This is a genomic window from Ancylobacter polymorphus (assembly GCF_030813495.1).
Taxonomy (GTDB): Bacteria; Pseudomonadota; Alphaproteobacteria; order Rhizobiales; family Xanthobacteraceae; genus Ancylobacter; species Ancylobacter polymorphus.
The window spans coordinates 368,571-385,640 of sequence record NZ_JAUSUI010000005.1; the positions used below are offsets into that span (position 1 = coordinate 368,571).

At 68.2% G+C, this 17,070-nt stretch carries 17 protein-coding genes; 12 read left to right on the plus strand and 5 right to left on the minus strand.

All coding sequences use genetic code 11. From position 1 onward, the window contains the following. Positions 1 to 45: 45 nt before the first annotated feature. The 3 genes from J2S75_RS13610 to J2S75_RS13620 all read left to right on the plus strand — a co-directional run bounded on the left by J2S75_RS13610 (position 46) and on the right by J2S75_RS13620 (position 2,175). Positions 46 to 1,392, plus strand: a complete 1,347-nt coding sequence (locus J2S75_RS13610) for an ATP-dependent DNA helicase (RefSeq protein WP_307020410.1) — start codon at positions 46 to 48, stop codon at positions 1,390 to 1,392. A gap of 54 nt (positions 1,393 to 1,446) precedes the next feature. Beyond that, a complete protein-coding gene (locus tag J2S75_RS13615; protein ID WP_244377736.1) occupies positions 1,447 to 1,605 on the plus strand; it encodes a hypothetical protein in 159 nt (52 codons plus the stop codon). A gap of 120 nt (positions 1,606 to 1,725) precedes the next feature. Further along, the gene (locus J2S75_RS13620) at positions 1,726 to 2,175 is read left to right on the plus strand and encodes an RrF2 family transcriptional regulator (protein ID WP_307020411.1); all 450 of its coding nucleotides are present in this window, start codon (positions 1,726 to 1,728) and stop codon (positions 2,173 to 2,175) included. Between the two features lie 164 nt (positions 2,176 to 2,339). Here J2S75_RS13620 and J2S75_RS13625 read toward each other — a convergent pair whose 3' ends face one another. Further along, positions 2,340 to 3,539 (minus strand): acyl-CoA dehydrogenase, encoded by a 1,200-nt coding sequence (locus J2S75_RS13625; protein ID WP_307020412.1) that lies wholly within the window; start codon positions 3,537 to 3,539, stop codon positions 2,340 to 2,342. A 260-nt stretch (positions 3,540 to 3,799) separates the two neighbouring features. On the opposite strand from J2S75_RS13625, the gene J2S75_RS13630 reads away from it, so the two are divergent. The 6 genes from J2S75_RS13630 (at position 3,800) to J2S75_RS13655 (ending at position 10,245) form a co-directional block, all read left to right on the plus strand. Beyond that, complete coding sequence (locus J2S75_RS13630; RefSeq protein WP_307020413.1) at positions 3,800 to 5,398, plus strand: ABC transporter substrate-binding protein; 1,599 nt, start codon at positions 3,800 to 3,802, stop codon at positions 5,396 to 5,398. A gap of 182 nt (positions 5,399 to 5,580) precedes the next feature. Next, complete coding sequence (locus J2S75_RS13635; protein ID WP_307020414.1) at positions 5,581 to 6,591, plus strand: ABC transporter permease subunit; 1,011 nt, start codon at positions 5,581 to 5,583, stop codon at positions 6,589 to 6,591. Continuing rightward, the gene (locus tag J2S75_RS13640) at positions 6,584 to 7,564 is read left to right on the plus strand and encodes an ABC transporter permease subunit (protein ID WP_307020415.1); all 981 of its coding nucleotides are present in this window, start codon (positions 6,584 to 6,586) and stop codon (positions 7,562 to 7,564) included. The genes J2S75_RS13635 and J2S75_RS13640 overlap by 8 nt, the downstream gene beginning before the upstream one ends. 134 nt (positions 7,565 to 7,698) lie before the next feature. After that, positions 7,699 to 8,181 carry a hypothetical protein gene (locus J2S75_RS13645; RefSeq protein WP_307020416.1) on the plus strand — a complete coding sequence of 161 codons (483 nt, stop codon included), beginning with the start codon at positions 7,699 to 7,701 and terminating at the stop codon, positions 8,179 to 8,181. Between the two features lie 49 nt (positions 8,182 to 8,230). Next, entirely contained in the window at positions 8,231 to 9,223 is a 993-nt protein-coding gene (locus J2S75_RS13650) for an ABC transporter ATP-binding protein (RefSeq protein ID WP_307020417.1), read from the plus strand. Further along, a complete protein-coding gene (locus J2S75_RS13655; RefSeq protein WP_307020418.1) occupies positions 9,220 to 10,245 on the plus strand; it encodes a dipeptide ABC transporter ATP-binding protein in 1,026 nt (341 codons plus the stop codon). The genes J2S75_RS13650 and J2S75_RS13655 overlap by 4 nt, the downstream gene beginning before the upstream one ends. Here the strand turns inward: J2S75_RS13655 and J2S75_RS13660 are convergent. The 4 genes from J2S75_RS13660 to J2S75_RS13675 form a co-directional block, all read right to left on the minus strand. Further along, positions 10,238 to 11,110, minus strand: coding sequence for an energy transducer TonB family protein (locus J2S75_RS13660; RefSeq protein ID WP_307020419.1), 873 nt, complete (start codon positions 11,108 to 11,110; stop codon positions 10,238 to 10,240). The two genes, J2S75_RS13655 and J2S75_RS13660, sit on opposite strands and share 8 nt — an antisense overlap. Then, positions 11,107 to 11,661: a TonB system transport protein ExbD gene (exbD, locus tag J2S75_RS13665; RefSeq protein ID WP_307020420.1), complete on the minus strand. Its 555-nt coding sequence runs from the start codon at positions 11,659 to 11,661 to the stop codon at positions 11,107 to 11,109. Before exbD ends, J2S75_RS13660 begins: the two co-directional genes overlap by 4 nt. A gap of 6 nt (positions 11,662 to 11,667) precedes the next feature. Further along, entirely contained in the window at positions 11,668 to 12,771 is a 1,104-nt protein-coding gene (gene exbB, locus J2S75_RS13670) for a tonB-system energizer ExbB (RefSeq protein WP_307020421.1), read from the minus strand. A gap of 202 nt (positions 12,772 to 12,973) precedes the next feature. Then, positions 12,974 to 14,410, minus strand: coding sequence for an FAD-binding oxidoreductase (locus J2S75_RS13675; RefSeq protein WP_307020422.1), 1,437 nt, complete (start codon positions 14,408 to 14,410; stop codon positions 12,974 to 12,976). Between the two features lie 54 nt (positions 14,411 to 14,464). On the opposite strand from J2S75_RS13675, the gene J2S75_RS13680 reads away from it, so the two are divergent. The 3 genes from J2S75_RS13680 to J2S75_RS13690 are packed head-to-tail and all read left to right on the plus strand — an operon-like array spanning position 14,465 to position 16,904. After that, a complete protein-coding gene (locus J2S75_RS13680; protein ID WP_307020423.1) occupies positions 14,465 to 14,749 on the plus strand; it encodes a type II toxin-antitoxin system ParD family antitoxin in 285 nt (94 codons plus the stop codon). Further along, positions 14,739 to 15,044 (plus strand): type II toxin-antitoxin system RelE/ParE family toxin, encoded by a 306-nt coding sequence (locus tag J2S75_RS13685; protein WP_307020424.1) that lies wholly within the window; start codon positions 14,739 to 14,741, stop codon positions 15,042 to 15,044. Before J2S75_RS13680 ends, J2S75_RS13685 begins: the two co-directional genes overlap by 11 nt. A 45-nt stretch (positions 15,045 to 15,089) precedes the next feature. Continuing rightward, positions 15,090 to 16,904 (plus strand): ABC-F family ATP-binding cassette domain-containing protein, encoded by a 1,815-nt coding sequence (locus tag J2S75_RS13690; protein ID WP_307020425.1) that lies wholly within the window; start codon positions 15,090 to 15,092, stop codon positions 16,902 to 16,904. The last annotated feature ends 166 nt before the right edge of the window (positions 16,905 to 17,070 follow it).

A 17,070-nucleotide genomic window follows, 5' to 3' on the forward strand; every position in this document is an offset into this window, starting at 1 on the left:
GCGCGCCCAGTCGCCCCGCAGGGCCTCCTGTGCTCCATTGCGCCGATGAACGAGAAAGCCGCCCTGCCGATTCGCCCTTCCCTCCCGGCCGATGCCTTTGCCGGGCCGCTCGCGCTGGTCGGTTCCGGCGCGCCGCTCATCATGGTGCTGGGCGGCGCCGGCACGGGGAAGACGACCTTTCTCCACGCGCTGCGCAAGCATGGCGGGGGCAAGCAGGCGTTCCTCGCCCCCACCGGCGTCGCGGCGCTGCAACTGGGCGGGCAGACCATCCATTCCTTCTTCGGCCTGCCGCCCCGGCTGATGGACCCCGACCAGGTGCGCCCGCGCTCGCCGAAGCGCACCTTGATGAAGAAGCTGGAACGCCTCGTCATCGACGAGATTTCCATGGTCCGTGCCGATGTGCTGGATGCGGTCGACCGCAGCCTGCGGATCGCGCGCGGCAATCCCGAGCCGTTCGGCGGAGTGCAGGTGGTGCTGGTCGGCGATTTCCTGCAATTGCCGCCGGTCGTGCCGCAGGCCGAACGGGAAATCCTCGGCCATCTCGGCTATGAAGGCCCCTTCGCCTTCGATGCCCGCGTGCTGCGCGAGGTGGAGCCGGCGCGGCTGCCCTTCCTCCAGGTCTACCGCCAGACCGACGACGCCTTCGTCCAGCATCTGGCGGAACTGCGCACCGGCCGCTTTGTCGGCGACGCCATCGCCGCCATCAACGCCGCCTCGCACCGCGACCACCGCCCCGGACGCATCCCGGTCGTGCTCGCCCCGACCAATGCGCGGGTGGACGCCTATAACCGGCGCGGCATGGAAGCGCTCTATGATGACGGCCGGCTGTTCGAGGGCAAGAGCGAGGGCGAGTTCGACCTCGCCAATGACCGGCTGCCGGTGCCGGAGACACTGGCGCTGAAGGTCGGCGCCCGGGTGATGACGGTGCGCAACCATCCCGAACGGCAATGGGTCAACGGCTCGGTCGGCACCGTTACCGGCCTCGCCCCGGACCGCGCCTATGTCCGGCTCGATGGCGGCGGCATCGTCGAGATCGAGCGCACCAGCTGGGAGCGCATCCGCTATGACTGGGACGAGGCCACCGGCAAGGTCGCGGCCAAGGTGGTCGGCACCTATACCCAGCTTCCCCTCGTCCCCGCCTGGGCGGTGACGGTGCACAAGGCGCAGGGGCTGACGCTGGAGGATGTGCGGATCGACTTCGACGCCGGCGCCTTCGCCGCCGGCCAGGCCTATGTCGCGCTCTCGCGCGCCCGCTCGCTGGAAGGGCTGTCGCTGGCCCGACCGCTGCGCGCCTCCGACATTCGCATCGACCGCCGCGTTGCCGCCTTCACCGCCGCCTTCGAGGGCAATGGCAACCTCATGACCGCCGCGCGCGGGCTGGACGAGGACTGACCCTTTACATATTCCTACATGGTCGATAGATTACTCTCCAATTGGAGAATGACCATGAGCCAGACCGGCCTGCGCCGCACCCGCGACAAGCTGCTTTTCGCCTTGGCCTACGGCGCCGTCATCGCCGCCGTGCTGTTCCTGCATCCCGTGCCGGACGCGCGCGACGCCGGTAAGCTCGCCGCCAATGTCGAGGCGGGCGCCGCTGCGCGCTGATCGCCGGCCCGGCACTGGCCGAATCGGCGCCGGTCGCTCATTTTGCCGGGAAGGGCGGCCGTGCCCGGCTCCGCCCGCCTTTCCCTCCGGCCCGGGGTGCGGCGACATGACGAAGCGGACATGCTGACCAACAAGGGCAAATACGGCCTGAAGGCGATGCTCTATCTCGCCCGGCTCGAACCGGGCGCGAGCGCGATGGGGCAGGAAATCGCCACCGCCAACCACATCCCGAAGAAATTCCTCGACGCCATCCTGCTGGAACTGCGGAACGCCGGCATGCTGCGCTCCAAGAAGGGTCCGGGCGGCGGCTATGCGCTGGCCAAGACACCGCGCGAGATCCGCATCGGCCATATCATTCGCGTGCTCGACGGCCCGCTGGCCCCGCTCAGCTGCGCCAGCAAGAGCGCCTATGTGCCCTGCGACGACTGTGAGGACCTCGCCACCTGCTCGGTGCGCATCACCATGAGCAAGGTGCGCGACGCCATGTCCGACATTCTCGACGGCATGTCGCTGCACGACATGGTCATCTTCTCCCACGCCCCCAATGCCGACCTGATGTACAGCATCTGAGCGGATGCGGCCTCCGGTCGCTTCGCACTCACCCCTGCCATCCCGGCCGAAGCGACGCACAGAGCCGGGATCGCGCCCTGAACAGCCTTTACGTTCCGCGATCCCGGAAAGGACCTGACGGTCCTTCCGGGATGCCGGCTGTCGGTTGACGACCGGGTCTGCCCTTAGAAAAACGCCTGATGGCCGGTGATGGCCCGGCCGAGGATCAGCGCGTGGATGTCGTGCGTGCCCTCATAGGTGTTCACCGTCTCCAGATTCACCATGTGGCGCATGACAGGGAACTCGCCGGAAATGCCGTTGCCGCCATGCATGTCGCGGGCGGCGCGGGCGATGTCGAGCGCCTTGCCGCAATTATTGCGCTTGAGCATGGAGATGGTCTCCACCGGCAGCTGGCCGGCGTCGAACAGCCGGCCCGCGCGCAGGGCGAGCTGCAGGCCGAGCGTGATCTCGGTCGCCATGTCGGCGAGCTTCTTCTGGATCAGCTGCGTCGCCGCCAGCGGCTTGCCGAACTGCTTGCGGTCGAGCGTGTACTGGCGCGCGGCGGCGTAGCAGGCTTCCGCCGCCCCCATCGTGCCCCAGCCAATGCCGAAGCGGGCGCGGTTGAGGCAGCCGAAGGGACCCTTCAGGCCGGAAACGTTCGGCAGCAGGTTCTCTTCCGGCAATTCGACCCCGTCCAGCACGATCTCGCCGGTGATGGAGGCGCGCAGCGAGAGCTTGTGCTCGATCTTCGGGGTGGTGAACCCCTTCATGCCGCGCTCCACCAGGAAGCCGCGGATCTCGTCGCCATGGGCGGCGGACTTCGCCCACACCACCGCGAGATCGGCGATCGGCGAATTGGTGATCCACATCTTGGCGCCGGAGAGGCGGTAGCCGCCATCGATCTTCTCGGCGCGGGTGCGCATGCCGGCCGGGTCCGAGCCGGCATCCGGCTCGGTCAGGCCGAAGCAGCCGACGATCTCGCCGGTGGCGAGCTTCGGCAGGAATTTGCGCTTCTGCTCCTCGCTGCCATAGGCGTTGATCGGGTGCATGACCAGCGAGGACTGCACGCTCATCGCCGAGCGATAGCCCGAATCGACCCGCTCCACCTCACGCGCCACCAGCCCGTAGGAGACATAGCCGAGGCCCGCCCCGCCATATTCCTCGGGGATGGTCGGGCCGAGCAGGCCAAGCGCGCCCATTTCGTTCATGATCTCGCGATCGAAGTGCTCGTCCATATAGGCGGCGGTCACGCGCGGCAGCAGCTTTTCCTGCGCATAGTCACGCGCCGTGTCGCGCACCAGACGCTCTTCCTCGGTCAGCTGCGCATCGAAATCGACCGGATCGGCCCAGTCGAAGGAAACCTTGGCGGACGGCGCGGCACTCATGCGACTTCTCCCGGACGTACCGGCACCCGAGGCCGGCCGCCTCTCTTACAACGTCGCGCGGCGCTGTGCATCCGCCCTTCGACGGAAGCCGCACCCCCGCTATTGACGCTGCGGAATACGACTTAGGTCGGGGGGTGGGGTATGATTGCGCAATACTGAGACACGTGTTTCAGTTGTGAAATCGGACCGTCGCGATGACGCAATAGGCTGGCCCAAACAATGGGCACGGCTCGCGCGGTCCATGAGAGGGGAATTCAGAGATGCCGGCTTTTCCTGCCAAGGCAGCCCTTGCGGCTGCAATGCTCGTGGCGCTGTGCGCGCCGTCCTACGCCGCCAAGACGCTGGTCTACTGCTCCGAAGGGAGCCCGGAGAACTTCACCCCCGCCCTGAATACGACCGGCACCAGCTTCGACGCCGCCCGCCCGGTATACAATCAGCTCGTCGAGTTCGAGCGCGGCACGACCAAGGTGGTACCCTCCCTCGCCGAGAGCTGGACGGTAAGCGAGGACGGCAAGGAAATCACCTTCAAGCTGCGCAAGGGCGTGAAGTTTCATTCCGGCGTGAACGGCTTCACCCCGACCCGCGATTTCAACGCGGACGACGTGCTGTTCTCGTTCGAGCGCCAGTGGAAGCCGGAAAACCCGTACCACAAGGTCACCGGCGGCGCGTATGACTACTTCAACGACATGAGCATGCCCGATCTGCTCAAGTCGATCGACAAGGTGGACGACTACACCGTCAAATTCGTGCTCACCGAGCCGAATGCGCCGATGCTGGCGAACCTCGCCATGGATTTCGGCACCATCACTTCGAAGGAATATGCTGACTTCCTGCTGAAGAAGGGCACGCCCGAGCAGTATGACCAGATCCCGGTCGGCACCGGCCCGTTCTCCTTCGTCAACTACCAGAAGGACGCGGTAATCCGCTACAAGGCCAACCCGGCCTATTTCGCCGGCAAGCCGGCGCTGGACAATCTCGTCTACGCCATCACCCCGGACCCGACCGCGCGCTACGCCAAGCTGAAGAAGGGCGAGTGCCATGTGATGATCGCGCCGAACCCGGCCGACATCGCCGGCATGAAGACCGATCCGGTGGTCAACCTGATCTCCCAGCCGGGTCTGAACATCGGCTATCTCTCGTTCAACACCCAGAAGCCGCCCTTCGACAAGAAGGAGGTCCGGCAGGCGTTCAACATGGCGATCGACAAGGCCGCCATCATCAAGGACGTGTATCAGGGCGCCGGGCAGGCGGCGATCAACCCGATCCCGCCGACCATCTGGTCCTACAACACCGCGATCAAGGACTATCCCTACGATCCCGAGAAGGCGAAGGCCATGCTCGCGGAAGCCGGCGTCAAAACCCCGCTCGACATCGACCTGTGGTGGATGCCGGTGCAGCGCCCCTACAACCCGAACGCCAAGCGCATCGCCGAGATCATGCAGGCGGACCTCGCCAAGATCGGCGTCAACGCCAAGCTCGTCTCCTATGAGTGGGGCGAATACCGCAAGCGGCTGCAGCAGGGCGAGCACATGACCGGCCAGCTCGGCTGGACCGGCGACAATGGCGACCCGGACAACTTCTTCTTCCTGCTCGGCTGCGCCGCGGCCCGCCCCGGCGGCCAGAACCTGTCCAAATGGTGCAACAAGGACTTCGACGCGCTGATCAACAAGGCGAAGACCATTTCGGACACCGCCGAGCGCACCAAGCTCTATGAGCAGGCGCAGGTGATCGTGAAGGAAGAGGCGCCCTGGTTCACCATCGCCCATTCGGTGGTGTACGAGCCGACCCGCAAGGAAGTGGTGGACTACAAGGTCAGCCCGCTCGGCCGCCACGAATTCTACGGCGTCGACCTGAAGTGACCGGCCCGGCCGGGGCCGCAAGCCCCGGCACGCCCCGCCTCCCGGACGCGACCTGCCGCGTTCCGGGACCGCCACCCGCCAAGGCGCATATCCGTCGCGCGATCCCGGATCACCGCTGCGCGGTGTCCGGGATGACGGCTGCTTCGCAGGGCTCAGGCACGACCCATGGGTAGCACCCGCACATGCTGAAACTTATCCTCAGACGCGTCGCGCTGACGCTGCCCACCTTCGTCGCGCTGATGTTCGTCACCTTCGTCGCCGTGCGCCTCGTGCCCGGCGACCCGATCGAGGCGCGCACCGGCGAGCGCGGCATCGACCCCGAGCGGCTGGCGGCGCTGCGCCACGAACTCGGCCTCGACCAGCCGGTGTGGAAGCAGTTCCTCGACTACGTCTACGCTCTGCTGCACGGCGATTTCGGCGTCTCCATCGTCACCAAGACGCCGGTGCTGCACGAATTCCTCATCCTGTTCCCGGCGACGCTGGAACTCGCGCTCTGCGCCCTCGTCTTCGCCGTGGTGCTCGGCGTCCCCGCCGGCGTGCTGGCGGCGGTCAAGCGCGGCTCGGTGCTGGACCATTCCGTCATGGCCGTGGCGCTGGCGGGCTATTCCATGCCCATCTTCTGGTGGGGCCTGCTGCTCATCATGTTCATGTCGGAATATCTGGGCCTGACCCCGGTTTCCGGCCGCATGGACCTCATCAACTATTATTTCGAGCCGGTGACCGGCTTCATGCTGATCGACAGCCTGTTGTCGGGCGAGGACGGTGCCTTCAGCGCGGCGGTGGCGCATCTCATCCTGCCGACCATCGTGCTCGGCACCATTCCGCTGGCGGTGATCGCGCGGATGACGCGCTCGTCCATGCTGGAGGTGCTCGGCGAGGACTATGTGCGCACCGCCCGCGCCAAGGGCCTCTCGCCGCTGCGTGTGGTCGGGCTGCACGCGCTGCGCAACGCGCTGATCCCCGTCGTCACCGTGGTCGGCCTGCAGACCGGCACGCTGCTCGCCGGCGCGGTGCTCACCGAAACCATCTTCGCCTGGCCGGGCGTGGGCAAATGGCTGATCGAATCGATCTCCCGCCGCGATTATCCCGCGCTGCAGGGCGGCATCATGCTGATCTCCGCCATCGTCATTCTCGTCAATCTCATCGTCGACATGCTCTATGTCGCGATCAACCCGAGGATCCGGCATGGCTGAGGAAAACGCCATCGACGATCCGATGCCGACCGCGCCCGAACGGCTGCTGGTCAGCGAATCCGGCCTCAGCCTCAGCGCTGCCGCCGTGGCCGAGGCGGAGCCGGTGGGGGCGGAGCCCTCGCCGCTCCGGGCCTTCTGGTCCGCCTTCAGCGAGAATCGCGGCGCCGTGCTCGGCCTCGCCGTTGTCGTGTTCATCTCCCTGCTGGCGCTGTTCGCCCCCTTCGTGGCGCCGCATTCGCCGATCGAACAGTTCCGCCAGAGCGTGCTGCTGCCCCCGGTCTGGGCCGGCGGCAACTGGACCTTCCCGTTCGGCACGGATGCGGTGGGGCGCGACGTGCTCTCGCGCCTGATCTATGGCGCGCGCATCTCGCTCGGCATCGGCCTGTCGGTGATGGTCGTCTCCGTGGCGCTCGGCATCGTGCTCGGCCTCGCGAGCGCCTTCCTGCGCGGCCTCGTCGAGGTGGTGATCATGCGCGTGATGGACATGGTGGTGGCGATCCCCAGCCTGGTGCTCGCTATTCTCATCGTCGCCGTGCTCGGCCCCAGCCTCACCAACACCATCGTGGCGGTGACGGTGGTGTATCTGCCGCGTTATGTGCGCCTGGTGCGCGCCGCGGCGCTGGCGGAACTGTCGAAGGAATATGTCGTCGCCGCGCAGGTCGCGGGTGTCGGCCGGCTGCGGCTGATGTTCGTCACCGTGCTGCCGAACTGCCTCGCCCCGCTCATCGTGCAGGCCGCGCTCGGCATATCCGACGCCATTCTGGAAGCGGCGGCGCTCGGCTTTCTCGGCCTCGGCGCCCAGCCGCCGACGCCGGAATGGGGCGCCATGCTGGCCGATGCGCGCGAATTCATCCGCTCCGCCCCGTGGATCGTCACCCTGCCCGGCCTCGCCATTCTCGTCACCGTGGTCGCCATCAACCTGATGGGCGACGGCCTGCGCGACGCGCTCGACCCGAAGCTGAGGCGGAGCTGAGGATGAATGCGTGGATTGGCCCGGCCATCGTCGCCGCCGTCATATCCTCGCTGGTGACAATTATCGGCTGGTGGCTGAACCACCGCCATGAGCAGAACCGGGAAGCGGCGCGCCGCCAGGAAAGGATAAGGGACGTGCAGACGGCACTCCGCGCCGAAATCCGTAGCCATCGTCACCGGCTTCGGCTGTTCGACGAGGCGACACGCTTCGATGAGGTAGAGCACGGCCCCGACAACCGGCGCGCCGAGTTCACCCCGTTCGTCCCGCGCGAGGTGAACAGCTTCGTATTCGAGGCCATCGTGAAGGATATTCCAATCCTGCCGACCGAGGTCATCGATCCCGTCATCGTGTATTATCGGCAGGTTCAGGCGCTCGCCCAGTTCGCGGAAGATCTGCGTGGCGATCGCTTCGCGACGTTGGAATGGTCGCGCAAGGCGGCGATGCACGCCGACTATATCGCTATGGGCAAATATGCCGGCGCGCTGGCCGACGCGGCGATGGACGCCATCGATGCCACGCTTGCGCGCGGCGTCTTCAGTAGCTCGGCCGAGGGCCGGTCGGTCCCGAAATCGGGGTCGGCGGCGGCACCGGGATCGGGCGGGGATTTGAAGCCATGATCGGGTTCCTCATGCGCCAACAATATAAGCACGGAGGGGCCCAAGTCCAATGACAGCCCTGCTCTCCATCCGCAATCTCTCCGTCACCTTCGCCACCGGGCGCGGGCCGTTCCGCGCCGTGGACAAGGTGGACCTCGACGTCGCCCCGGGCGAACTCGTCGCCATTGTCGGCGAATCCGGTTCTGGCAAATCGGTGGCGATGCTGGCGGTGATGGGTCTTCTGCCCTGGATCGCCACCGTCACCGCCGACCGGATGATGTTCGACGGGCGCGACCTGCTCGCCCTCTCCGCCCGCGAGCGGCGCAAGATCGTCGGGCGCGACCTCGCCATGATCTTCCAGGAGCCGATGTCGAGCCTCAACCCGTGCTTCACCGTGGGCTTCCAGATCCGCGAAGCCATGGCCGCGCATCTCGATCTCTCCCGCGCCCAGCGTCAGGCGCGCGCGGTGGAGCTGCTCGAACTGGTCGGCATTCCCGAGCCGGAGCGGCGGCTGAAGGCGTTTCCCCACCAGCTGTCCGGCGGCATGAGCCAGCGGGTGATGATCGCCATGGCGCTCGCCTGCAACCCCAAGCTCATCATCGCCGACGAGCCGACCACCGCGCTCGATGTCACCATCCAGGCGCAGATTCTCGATCTGCTGCTGAAGCTGCAGAAGGAGAGCGGCGTCGGCCTCGTGCTCATCACCCATGACATGGGCGTGGTGGCGGAAACGGCGCAGCGCGTCTGTGTGCATTATGCCGGCCAGCAGGTGGAGATGCAGGACACGCGCGGCCTGTTCCGCGACCCGCACCACCCCTACACCGCCGCGCTGCTGGCGGCGCTGCCGGAGCGGGCGCAGGGCCGGCTGCTGCCCTCCATTCCCGGCATCGTGCCGGGGCTGGCGGACCGGCCGGCGGGCTGCCTGTTCTCGCCGCGCTGCCGCTTCGCCACCGAGACCTGCCGCACCGTGCCGCCGCCGCGCGCGGGGGCGGAGCTCGGCCTCGCCCTCTGCCACACGCCGCTCATTGCGGGTGTGCCCCAGCGCCGGGAGTTCGCGGCATGAACGCTTCCCTGCCCCACGCCACCCCGCCGGCCGAGGCGGTGATGGAAGCCATCGACCTCGCCCAGAGCTACGAGGTCTCGCGCGGCGTGTTCGCCACATCCGCCACGGTGAAGGCGGTGGCCGGCATCAGCTTCCGCCTCGCCCCGCGCTCGACCCTGGCGGTGGTGGGCGAATCCGGTTCCGGCAAATCGACTCTCGCCCGCATGCTCACGCTGATCGAACGGCCGGGTGCCGGCTCGCTGCGGCTCGACGATGTCGATGTCGCGGAGGCGGATGCGCGCACGCTGCGCCGCTACCGCGGCGAGGTGCAGATGGTGTTCCAGAATCCGTTCGGCTCGCTCAATCCGCGCCAGACCATCGGCAAGGCGATCGAGGAGCCGCTGCTGGTCAACACGTCGCTTTCCGCCGCCGAGCGCCGCGCGCGGGCGCTCGACATGATGAGCCGCGTCGGCCTGCGGCCCGAACATCACGGCCGCTACCCCCATATGTTCTCCGGCGGCCAGCGCCAGCGCATCGCCATCGCCCGCGCACTGGTGCTGCGGCCGAAAATCCTGGTGCTGGACGAGCCGGTCTCCGCGCTCGACGTGTCGGTGCGGGCCCAGGTGCTGAACCTCTTGGTGGAACTGCAGGAGCAGCTCGGCGTCGCCTATGTCTTCGTCAGCCATGATCTCGGCGTGGTGCGGCACATGGCGGACGAGGTGCTGGTGATGTATCTCGGCCGCGCCGTCGAGCACGGCCCGCGCGACGCCATTTTCGACGCGCCGCTGCACCCCTATACGCGCGCTCTGCTCTCGGCCACGCCGGTCGCCGATCCGGAAGCGAAGAAGGAGCGCATCGTGCTGGAGGGCGAACTGCCCTCGCCCTTCAACCCGCCGCGCGGCTGCCCGTTCAACCCGCGCTGCCCGCTGGTGGTGGAGCGCTGCCGGGTGGAAATGCCGCCGCTGGCCGCGAGGGGCGCGCAGCGCGTCGCCTGCTGGGTCACCGGCGCCGATGCCCCGGCGGCCGGCCCCGCGCTCACCTGAGGCTGAACAGCACAGGCACGGTGAAGGAGATGGTGCCTCCCGCCACTTCCGGCGGCGGGGGCGGCACGGGGGAGGCGCGGCGCACCATGGCCACCGCCTCCTCGTCGAAGCGCGGATTGCCGGACGAGCCCGCCAGCCGCGCCGAGAGCACCTGCCCCGCCCGGTTGATCGAGAACGCCACGCGCGCCTTGCCGCTGGCGCTCTCCCCGCCGGGATAGCGCTTGTGGCGGTTGAGATGCGCCATCAGCCGCGAACGCCAATTGGCCGGCACCCGGCTGTTGGAGGTCGCCGCGCCCGCGGTCGGGGCGGCGATGCGCTCGGAATTCTGCGCGTCGATCGCCGGGGCGGCCGAGGTGCGCGGCGCGGGGGGAAGGTCGCTCTTCTTTTCCTTCTTCGGCTTCGGCTTGGGCTTCGGCTGCTCCTTGGGCGGTTCGGGCTTCTCCTCCGGCGGGGGAATTTCCTGCACCAGCGGCGGGGGCGGCGGCAGCGGCACCTCGATATCCTTGGCCGGGCTTTCCGCGACCTCCGGTATCGGCTCTTCCGGCGGCAGCGGCTCGGGTGGCGGGGTGTCCTCCACCTCCTCGGCCAGCGGGTCCGGCGGGGTCTCTTCTTCCACCTTCTCCTGCGCCTCGACCATTTGCGGGCCAGGCGGCAGCTCGGTCGGCTCGGCGGCCGGCGCCACCGGCATTTCCGCCAGCTCGATCATGATCGCCGCCGGCTCCTCCGTCATGACGACCGGGGGGTCGGTCAGCATATAGCCGAGCGCGCCGCCATGCAGGGCCAGCACCACGGCGCCGCAGCCGAGCCACAGCCCGGCCTCGCGCAGGCGATGCCCGCTACCGCCGCGGACCAGCAGCAGGCTCATGGCGCCGGCGCTCCGGGTGCGGGCGCTGCAGGTGCGGGCGCTGCGGGTGCGGCCGGGGCCGGCAGAGGCGCGGAAGCCGGCGCGGCAGAGGCGGGCGCGCTCCCGGTGGCGGGCGCGGCGGCGGCCGGTTGGCCGGTCATCTCGATGCCGACCAGCGCGATCTTGAGATAGCCGGCGGCGCGCAAGAGGTTCATCACCTCCATCAGCGCGCCATAGTCGACGGTCTTGTCGGCGCGCAGGAAGATGCGGGTGTCGCGCTTGCCTTCCGTCGTGCGGTCGAGCGTCGCCCCCAGCGTCTCGCGCGCCACGTCGTCATTGCCGATGGCGAGCACCAGATCGCTCTTGACGGTGAGATAGACCGGCTTGTCGGGGCGCGGCTGCACCTGCGCGTTCGAGGCCGGCAGGTCCACCGCCACATCGACGGTGGAAAGCGGCGCCGCCACCATGAAGATGATCAGCAGCACCAGGATCACGTCGATGAACGGGGTGACGTTGATCTCGTGGTTCTCGACCAGATCGTCCGTGTCGGTGCTCTGCAGCTTCGCGCCCATGGCGGGTCACTCCGCCGCCGCGCGCACGCGCTGCGGGGCGGCGCGGGCGGCGTCGCGGCGGTCGAGATCGCGCGAGAGCAGCCGCAGCACCTCTGCCGAGGCATCGCCCATCAGCACGCGATAGCCCGACACCTGGCGCGAGAAATGGTTGTAGATCACCACCGCCGGGATGGCGGCGACGAGGCCGATGGCGGTGGCCAGCAGCGCCTCGGCGATGCCGGGCGCCACCACGGCGAGATTGGTGGTCTGCGCCTTCGAGATGCCGATGAACGAATTCATGATGCCCCACACCGTGCCGAACAGGCCGACGAAGGGCGCGGTGGCGCCGATGGTGGCGAGCAGGCCGGTGCCGCGGGTGATCGCCCGCCCGGCCGCCACCTCGATGCGGGTGAGCGAGATCGACACGCGCTCCTTGATGCCGTCGGCCGGCAAGGGGCCGGAGCGCTTCAGTTCCAGATCGGTCGCGCGCAGCATCGCGCCGGCCGGGCCGCGCGGATCGGCGCGGCGCGCCTCCTCCAGCGTCGCGCTGGCGAGATAGCCCTTGAGCGCCCGACGCAGCCGACCCTTGGCGACCATCAGTTCCATCGTCTTGGCCAGCCACACCGTCCAGGTCACGACCGAGGCGAAGGCAAGGCCGATCATGACCGCCTTCACCACCCAGTCCGCCGCCATGAACATCCCCCAGGGGGACAGGTCATGCGGGAGTTGGGCGGCGACGCTGGCATCCTCGCCCGCCTCAAGCGGAAGGCCGGCCGCCGGGTCGGCGGCCGTATCCCCGGTGGCAGGAGCAGCGACTGAGGGAGCGGCCGCCGAGGGAGCGGCGGCAACCGGCGCGGCCTCGCCGGCCGGGGACGGCGCAGCGGCCTCGCCGGCCGGCGGCGGCACAGCGGCGCCGCCCGTGGTCGCAGCCGTGCTGCCGGAAGCCGGCGGCACCAGCGGATCAAACGTGGGGGCCGAGGGTGTGGTCGCAGCCGGCGGCGCCGAGAGGGCGGGCGACGCCGGTGCCGATTCCTGCGCCCACGCCCCTACCGGGCCGGCCGCCAGCATTGCCAGCGCCAGAACAAGGTTCAGCGCGCGGCGCAGTGCGGTGGTCTTGGGTGTCGTCGGCATGGCAGCTTCCCGAAGCTCCGGTCTTCCCCGGCGCTCCAGCCCACAGGCGGAGATGTCCACGGGGACGTCCTCAGTCCCGGCTTCCATAAACCTGCGACGACTAGGTCGACAACACAAAATCCTTCACAAATACAAATGTAGAACCCTTCGAAACTGGCAATAAGCAGGATTGTACAATTTTACATTATTCTAGACTAAGACTTCAGCCCACCATAACACCGATCACCTTGCCGGGGTTGAGCGTGCCGGCGGGATCGAGCGCCGCCTTGACCCGGTGCATCAGGTCGAGCGCCACGGGGTCGGCGTAATGGGCCAGTTCCTCGCGCTTCAAAAGGCCGATGCCGTGCTCGGCGGCGATGGAGCCGTCCATGTCGTCGACGATGTCGTGGACGATGCGGTTGAACCTCTCCCACAGCGCGAGGAAGGCGGCCTTTTCCATGCCCACGGGCTGGCTGAGGTTGAAATGGATATTGCCGTCGCCGACATGGCCGAAGGGGCACGGGCGCAGCCCCGGCAGCGCCGCGAGGCAGGCCGGCAGCGCGCGCTCCAGAAATTCCGGCACGCGCGAGACCGGCACCGAGACATCGTGCTTGATCGAGCCGCCCTCATGCTTCTGCGCTTCCGACATATCCTCGCGCAGCCGCCACATATTGGCCGCCTGCGCCTCGCTGGTGGCGATGGCGGCGTCCAGCACCTCGCCCGCCTCCATGGCGGCGCCGAGGCCCTCCTCCATCAGCGCGGCGAGGTCGAAGGCGCGGGTGGGCGAGGAAAGCTCGGCCAGCACGTACCAGTCATAGGTCTCGCGCAGCGGGCGCACCGTGCCGGGCATGTGCTTGAGCACCGTCTCCACGCCGAAGGCGGCCATCAGCTCGAAGGTGGTGAGCGCGTCGCCCGCCTCCCCGCGCAGCCGCTTGAGGAGAGCGAGCGCAGCGGAAGGATCCGGCACGGCGAGGAAGGCAGTGGCGCGCTGTGCCGGCTGCGGGAACAGCTTCAGCACGGCGGCGGTGATGATGCCGAGCGTGCCCTCACTGCCGAGGAAAAGCTGCTTGAGGTCGTAACCCGCATTGTTCTTGCGCAGCCGCTTCAGCCCGTTCCACACCCGCCCGTCGGCCAGCACCACCTCCAGCCCCAGCGCCAGCTCGCGCGCATTGCCATAGCGCAGCACGGCGGTGCCGCCGGCGTTGGAGGACAGGTTGCCGCCGATGCGGCAGGAGCCCTGCGAGGCGATATGCAGGGGGAACAGGCAGCCCGCCTCCTCCGCTGCCGCATGCACCTTGTCGAGAATGCAGCCGGCTTCCACCGTCATCGTCATGTCGACGGGATCGACGGCGCGGATACGATCCAGCCGGGAGAGGGAGAGCAGCATCTGGCCAAACGGCATCTGCCCGCCCACCAGCCCGGTATTGCCGCCCTGCGGCACCAGCGGCACACCCGCCCGCGCGCAGGTCTCGACCACGAACGCCACCTCCTCGGTGGAGCCCGGCCGCAGCACCGCCGGCGCCTCGCCCTTATAGAGCCCGCGCTCCTCGTGCAGATAGGGCGCCATGTCGGCCGGCTGGGTGAGCACATGCGCGGCGCCGATGCGCTGGGCGAGGGTGGCGAGCAGGGGGGAGAGGGGGGACGAGGCTGCGAGCGTCATTGAACTCTCAGGGGCAAGCGGTATGATGAATTCATACTAACGAGGGAGGACCGGATGGCGAATGCCGAGAAGCGCACCTTCAGTTTGCCACGCGAGCAAGCCGAATTCATAGACCGGCTGGTGGACTCGGGCACCTATGGCAGCGCCAGCGAAGTTATCCGCGCCGGCCTGCGCGCGCTTCAGGAACGCGACGCCGCCGTCGAACGCTGGCTGCGCGAGGACGTGGCGCCGGTGATAGCCGAAATGCAGGCGCACCCCGAAAGGGGCATCCCAGCGGAAGATGTCTTCAACGAAATCCGCGCCCTTCACAGACAGCGCATCCAGCGTCGTGGCGTATAAGATCATCATCTCGCCCGAGGCTCGGAGCGACCTGATCAGCCTTTTCAGGTTTGTCGCGGAGCGCTCGGGAAAAGACATCGCGCTCAGCTATGTCGAGCGGATCGAAGCATACTGCTGTTCCTTCACTGATTTCCCCGTACGCGGCACCTGCCGTGACGATATAGTCCCCGGCCTGCGCATCGTCGGCTTCGAGCGGCGCGTGACGATTGCCTTCCATATCGAACGCGAGCGCGTGGTGTTCGACCGCATCCTGTATGGAGGGCGCTCACTCGAACGGCTCGGCGACGACGACTGACCACGCCCCCTTGCCCCGGCGCGTCTTTCCCCCTATCCCCGCGCCATGGCGCCTCCTCTCCTTCTGCTTCAAGACACCAAGCTCACCTTCGGCGGCACGCCGCTGCTGGAGGGGGCGGAGCTTTCCGTTTCCGCCGGCGAGCGCGTCGGCCTTGTCGGCCGCAACGGCTCGGGCAAATCCACCCTTTTGAAAATCGCCGCCGGCCTCGTCGCGGCCGATAGCGGCGCCCGCTTCGTGCAGCCCGGCGCGACGGTGCGCTATCTGCCGCAGGAGCCGGACCTCTCCGGCTTCGAAACCACGCTCGCCTATGTCGAGGCCGGCATGGGGCCGGGCGATGCGGAGTACCGCGCGCAATATCTGCTCGGCGAGCTCGGCCTCACCGGCACGGAGCACCCGGCCAATCTCTCCGGCGGCGAGGCCCGCCGCGCCGCGCTCGCCCGCGTGCTGGCGCCGGAGCCGGACATTCTGCTGCTCGACGAGCCGACCAACCATCTCGATTTGCCGGCCATCGAATGGCTCGAAGCGGAAATCGCCTCGCTGCGCTCGGCGCTCGTGCTCATCAGCCATGACCGCCGCTTCCTGCAGGACCTTACCCGCGCCACCGTCTGGCTCGATCGGGGTCGCACAAGGCGCATGGAGCGCGGCTTCGGCTTCTTCGAGGAATGGCGCGACCAGGTGCTGGAAGAGGAAGAGCGCGACCAGCAGAAGCTCGCCCGCAAGATCGTCGCGGAAGAGCACTGGATGCGCTATGGCGTCACCGCGCGGCGCAAGCGCAACGTGCGCCGCGTCGGCGAGCTCGCCGCCCTGCGCGCCCAGTATCGCGAGCATCGCGGCGCCGTCGGCACCATTTCCGTCACCGCCACCGAGGCGGAAGTCTCCGGCAAGCTGGTGATGGAGGCCGAGCACATCTCCAAGGCTTATGGCGACCGCGTCATCGTGCGCGATCTCTCCATCCGCATCCAGCGCGGTGATCGCATCGGCATTGTCGGGCCCAATGGCGCCGGCAAGACGACGCTCTTGAAGATGCTGACCGGGGAACTCGCCCCGGACAGCGGCAAGGCCAAGATGGGCACCAATATCGAGATGGCGACGCTGGACCAGCGCCGCGCGGCGCTCGACCCCAACCGCTCGGTGCGCGACACGCTCACCGACGGGCGCGGCGACCAGGTGTTCGTCGGCGGCAATCCGCGCCATGTCATCGGCTATATGAAGGACTTCCTGTTCACGCCGGAACAGGCCGGCACCGCCGTTTCCAAGCTCTCGGGCGGCGAGCGCGGGCGGCTGCTGCTCGCCTGCGCGCTGGCGCAGGCGTCGAACCTCATGGTGCTGGACGAACCGACCAACGATCTCGATCTGGAGACGCTCGACCTGCTGGAAGAGATGATCGACGACTATGCCGGCACGGTGCTGCTGGTGAGCCATGACCGCGACTTCCTCGACCGCACCGTCACCGCCACCATCGCCTATGAGGGCGACGGCCATTGGGAAGTCTATGCCGGCGGCTATTCCGACATGGTGGCCCAGCGCGGCCATGGGGTGAAGGCGAAGGCGGCGGCCGCGGCGGCGAGCGCGAAAGCCGCGCCCGCCAAGGCGGGAGCCGCCCCGCTGGCCTCCGGCGCCAAGCGGAAGCTCTCCTTCAAGGAAAAGCACGCGCTGGACCAGCTGCCCAAGCGCATGGCGCAGCTGGAATCGGACATTGCCCGGCTCAACAACACGCTGCACACGCCGAATTTCTACACCCGCGACCCCGCCGGCTTCCAGAAGGCCACCGCTGAACTGACCAAGGCCCAGGCCGAACTCGCCAAGGCCGAGGAGGAATGGCTGGAGCTGGAAATGCGGCGCGAAGAGCTGGAGGGGTGAGCTGGGGGCGGCCTGCGTGCGTCGAGACGCGGCGCGGCTCCATCATCCGATCTTGAACCGTCCTCATCCCCGGGCTTGACCCGGGGACCCGGCCTTGCTGCCGTGAGCCAATGGAACCTGGGTCCACGGGTCAAGCCCGGGGATGAGGGAGAGATGAGAGTGCCGT

What these genes read in the sequence shown, in the direction of transcription:
- J2S75_RS13655 (WP_307020418.1), top strand. Translation starts at nt 9,220, where the DNA reads ATGAACGCTTCCCTGCCCCACGCCACCCCGCCGGCCGAGGCGGTGATG.
- J2S75_RS13675 (WP_307020422.1), bottom strand. Translation starts at nt 14,410, where the DNA reads ATGACGCTCGCAGCCTCGTCCCCCCTCTCCCCCCTGCTCGCCACCCTC.
- J2S75_RS13640 (WP_307020415.1), top strand. Translation starts at nt 6,584, where the DNA reads ATGGCTGAGGAAAACGCCATCGACGATCCGATGCCGACCGCGCCCGAA.
- J2S75_RS13680 (WP_307020423.1), top strand. Translation starts at nt 14,465, where the DNA reads ATGGCGAATGCCGAGAAGCGCACCTTCAGTTTGCCACGCGAGCAAGCC.
- J2S75_RS13660 (WP_307020419.1), bottom strand. Translation starts at nt 11,110, where the DNA reads ATGAGCCTGCTGCTGGTCCGCGGCGGTAGCGGGCATCGCCTGCGCGAG.
- J2S75_RS13620 (WP_307020411.1), top strand. Translation starts at nt 1,726, where the DNA reads ATGCTGACCAACAAGGGCAAATACGGCCTGAAGGCGATGCTCTATCTC.
- J2S75_RS13625 (WP_307020412.1), bottom strand. Translation starts at nt 3,539, where the DNA reads ATGAGTGCCGCGCCGTCCGCCAAGGTTTCCTTCGACTGGGCCGATCCG.
- exbB (WP_307020421.1), bottom strand. Translation starts at nt 12,771, where the DNA reads ATGCCGACGACACCCAAGACCACCGCACTGCGCCGCGCGCTGAACCTT.
- exbD (WP_307020420.1), bottom strand. Translation starts at nt 11,661, where the DNA reads ATGGGCGCGAAGCTGCAGAGCACCGACACGGACGATCTGGTCGAGAAC.
- J2S75_RS13650 (WP_307020417.1), top strand. Translation starts at nt 8,231, where the DNA reads ATGACAGCCCTGCTCTCCATCCGCAATCTCTCCGTCACCTTCGCCACC.
- J2S75_RS13635 (WP_307020414.1), top strand. Translation starts at nt 5,581, where the DNA reads ATGCTGAAACTTATCCTCAGACGCGTCGCGCTGACGCTGCCCACCTTC.
- J2S75_RS13690 (WP_307020425.1), top strand. Translation starts at nt 15,090, where the DNA reads ATGGCGCCTCCTCTCCTTCTGCTTCAAGACACCAAGCTCACCTTCGGC.
- J2S75_RS13615 (WP_244377736.1), top strand. Translation starts at nt 1,447, where the DNA reads ATGAGCCAGACCGGCCTGCGCCGCACCCGCGACAAGCTGCTTTTCGCC.
- J2S75_RS13610 (WP_307020410.1), top strand. Translation starts at nt 46, where the DNA reads ATGAACGAGAAAGCCGCCCTGCCGATTCGCCCTTCCCTCCCGGCCGAT.
- J2S75_RS13630 (WP_307020413.1), top strand. Translation starts at nt 3,800, where the DNA reads ATGCCGGCTTTTCCTGCCAAGGCAGCCCTTGCGGCTGCAATGCTCGTG.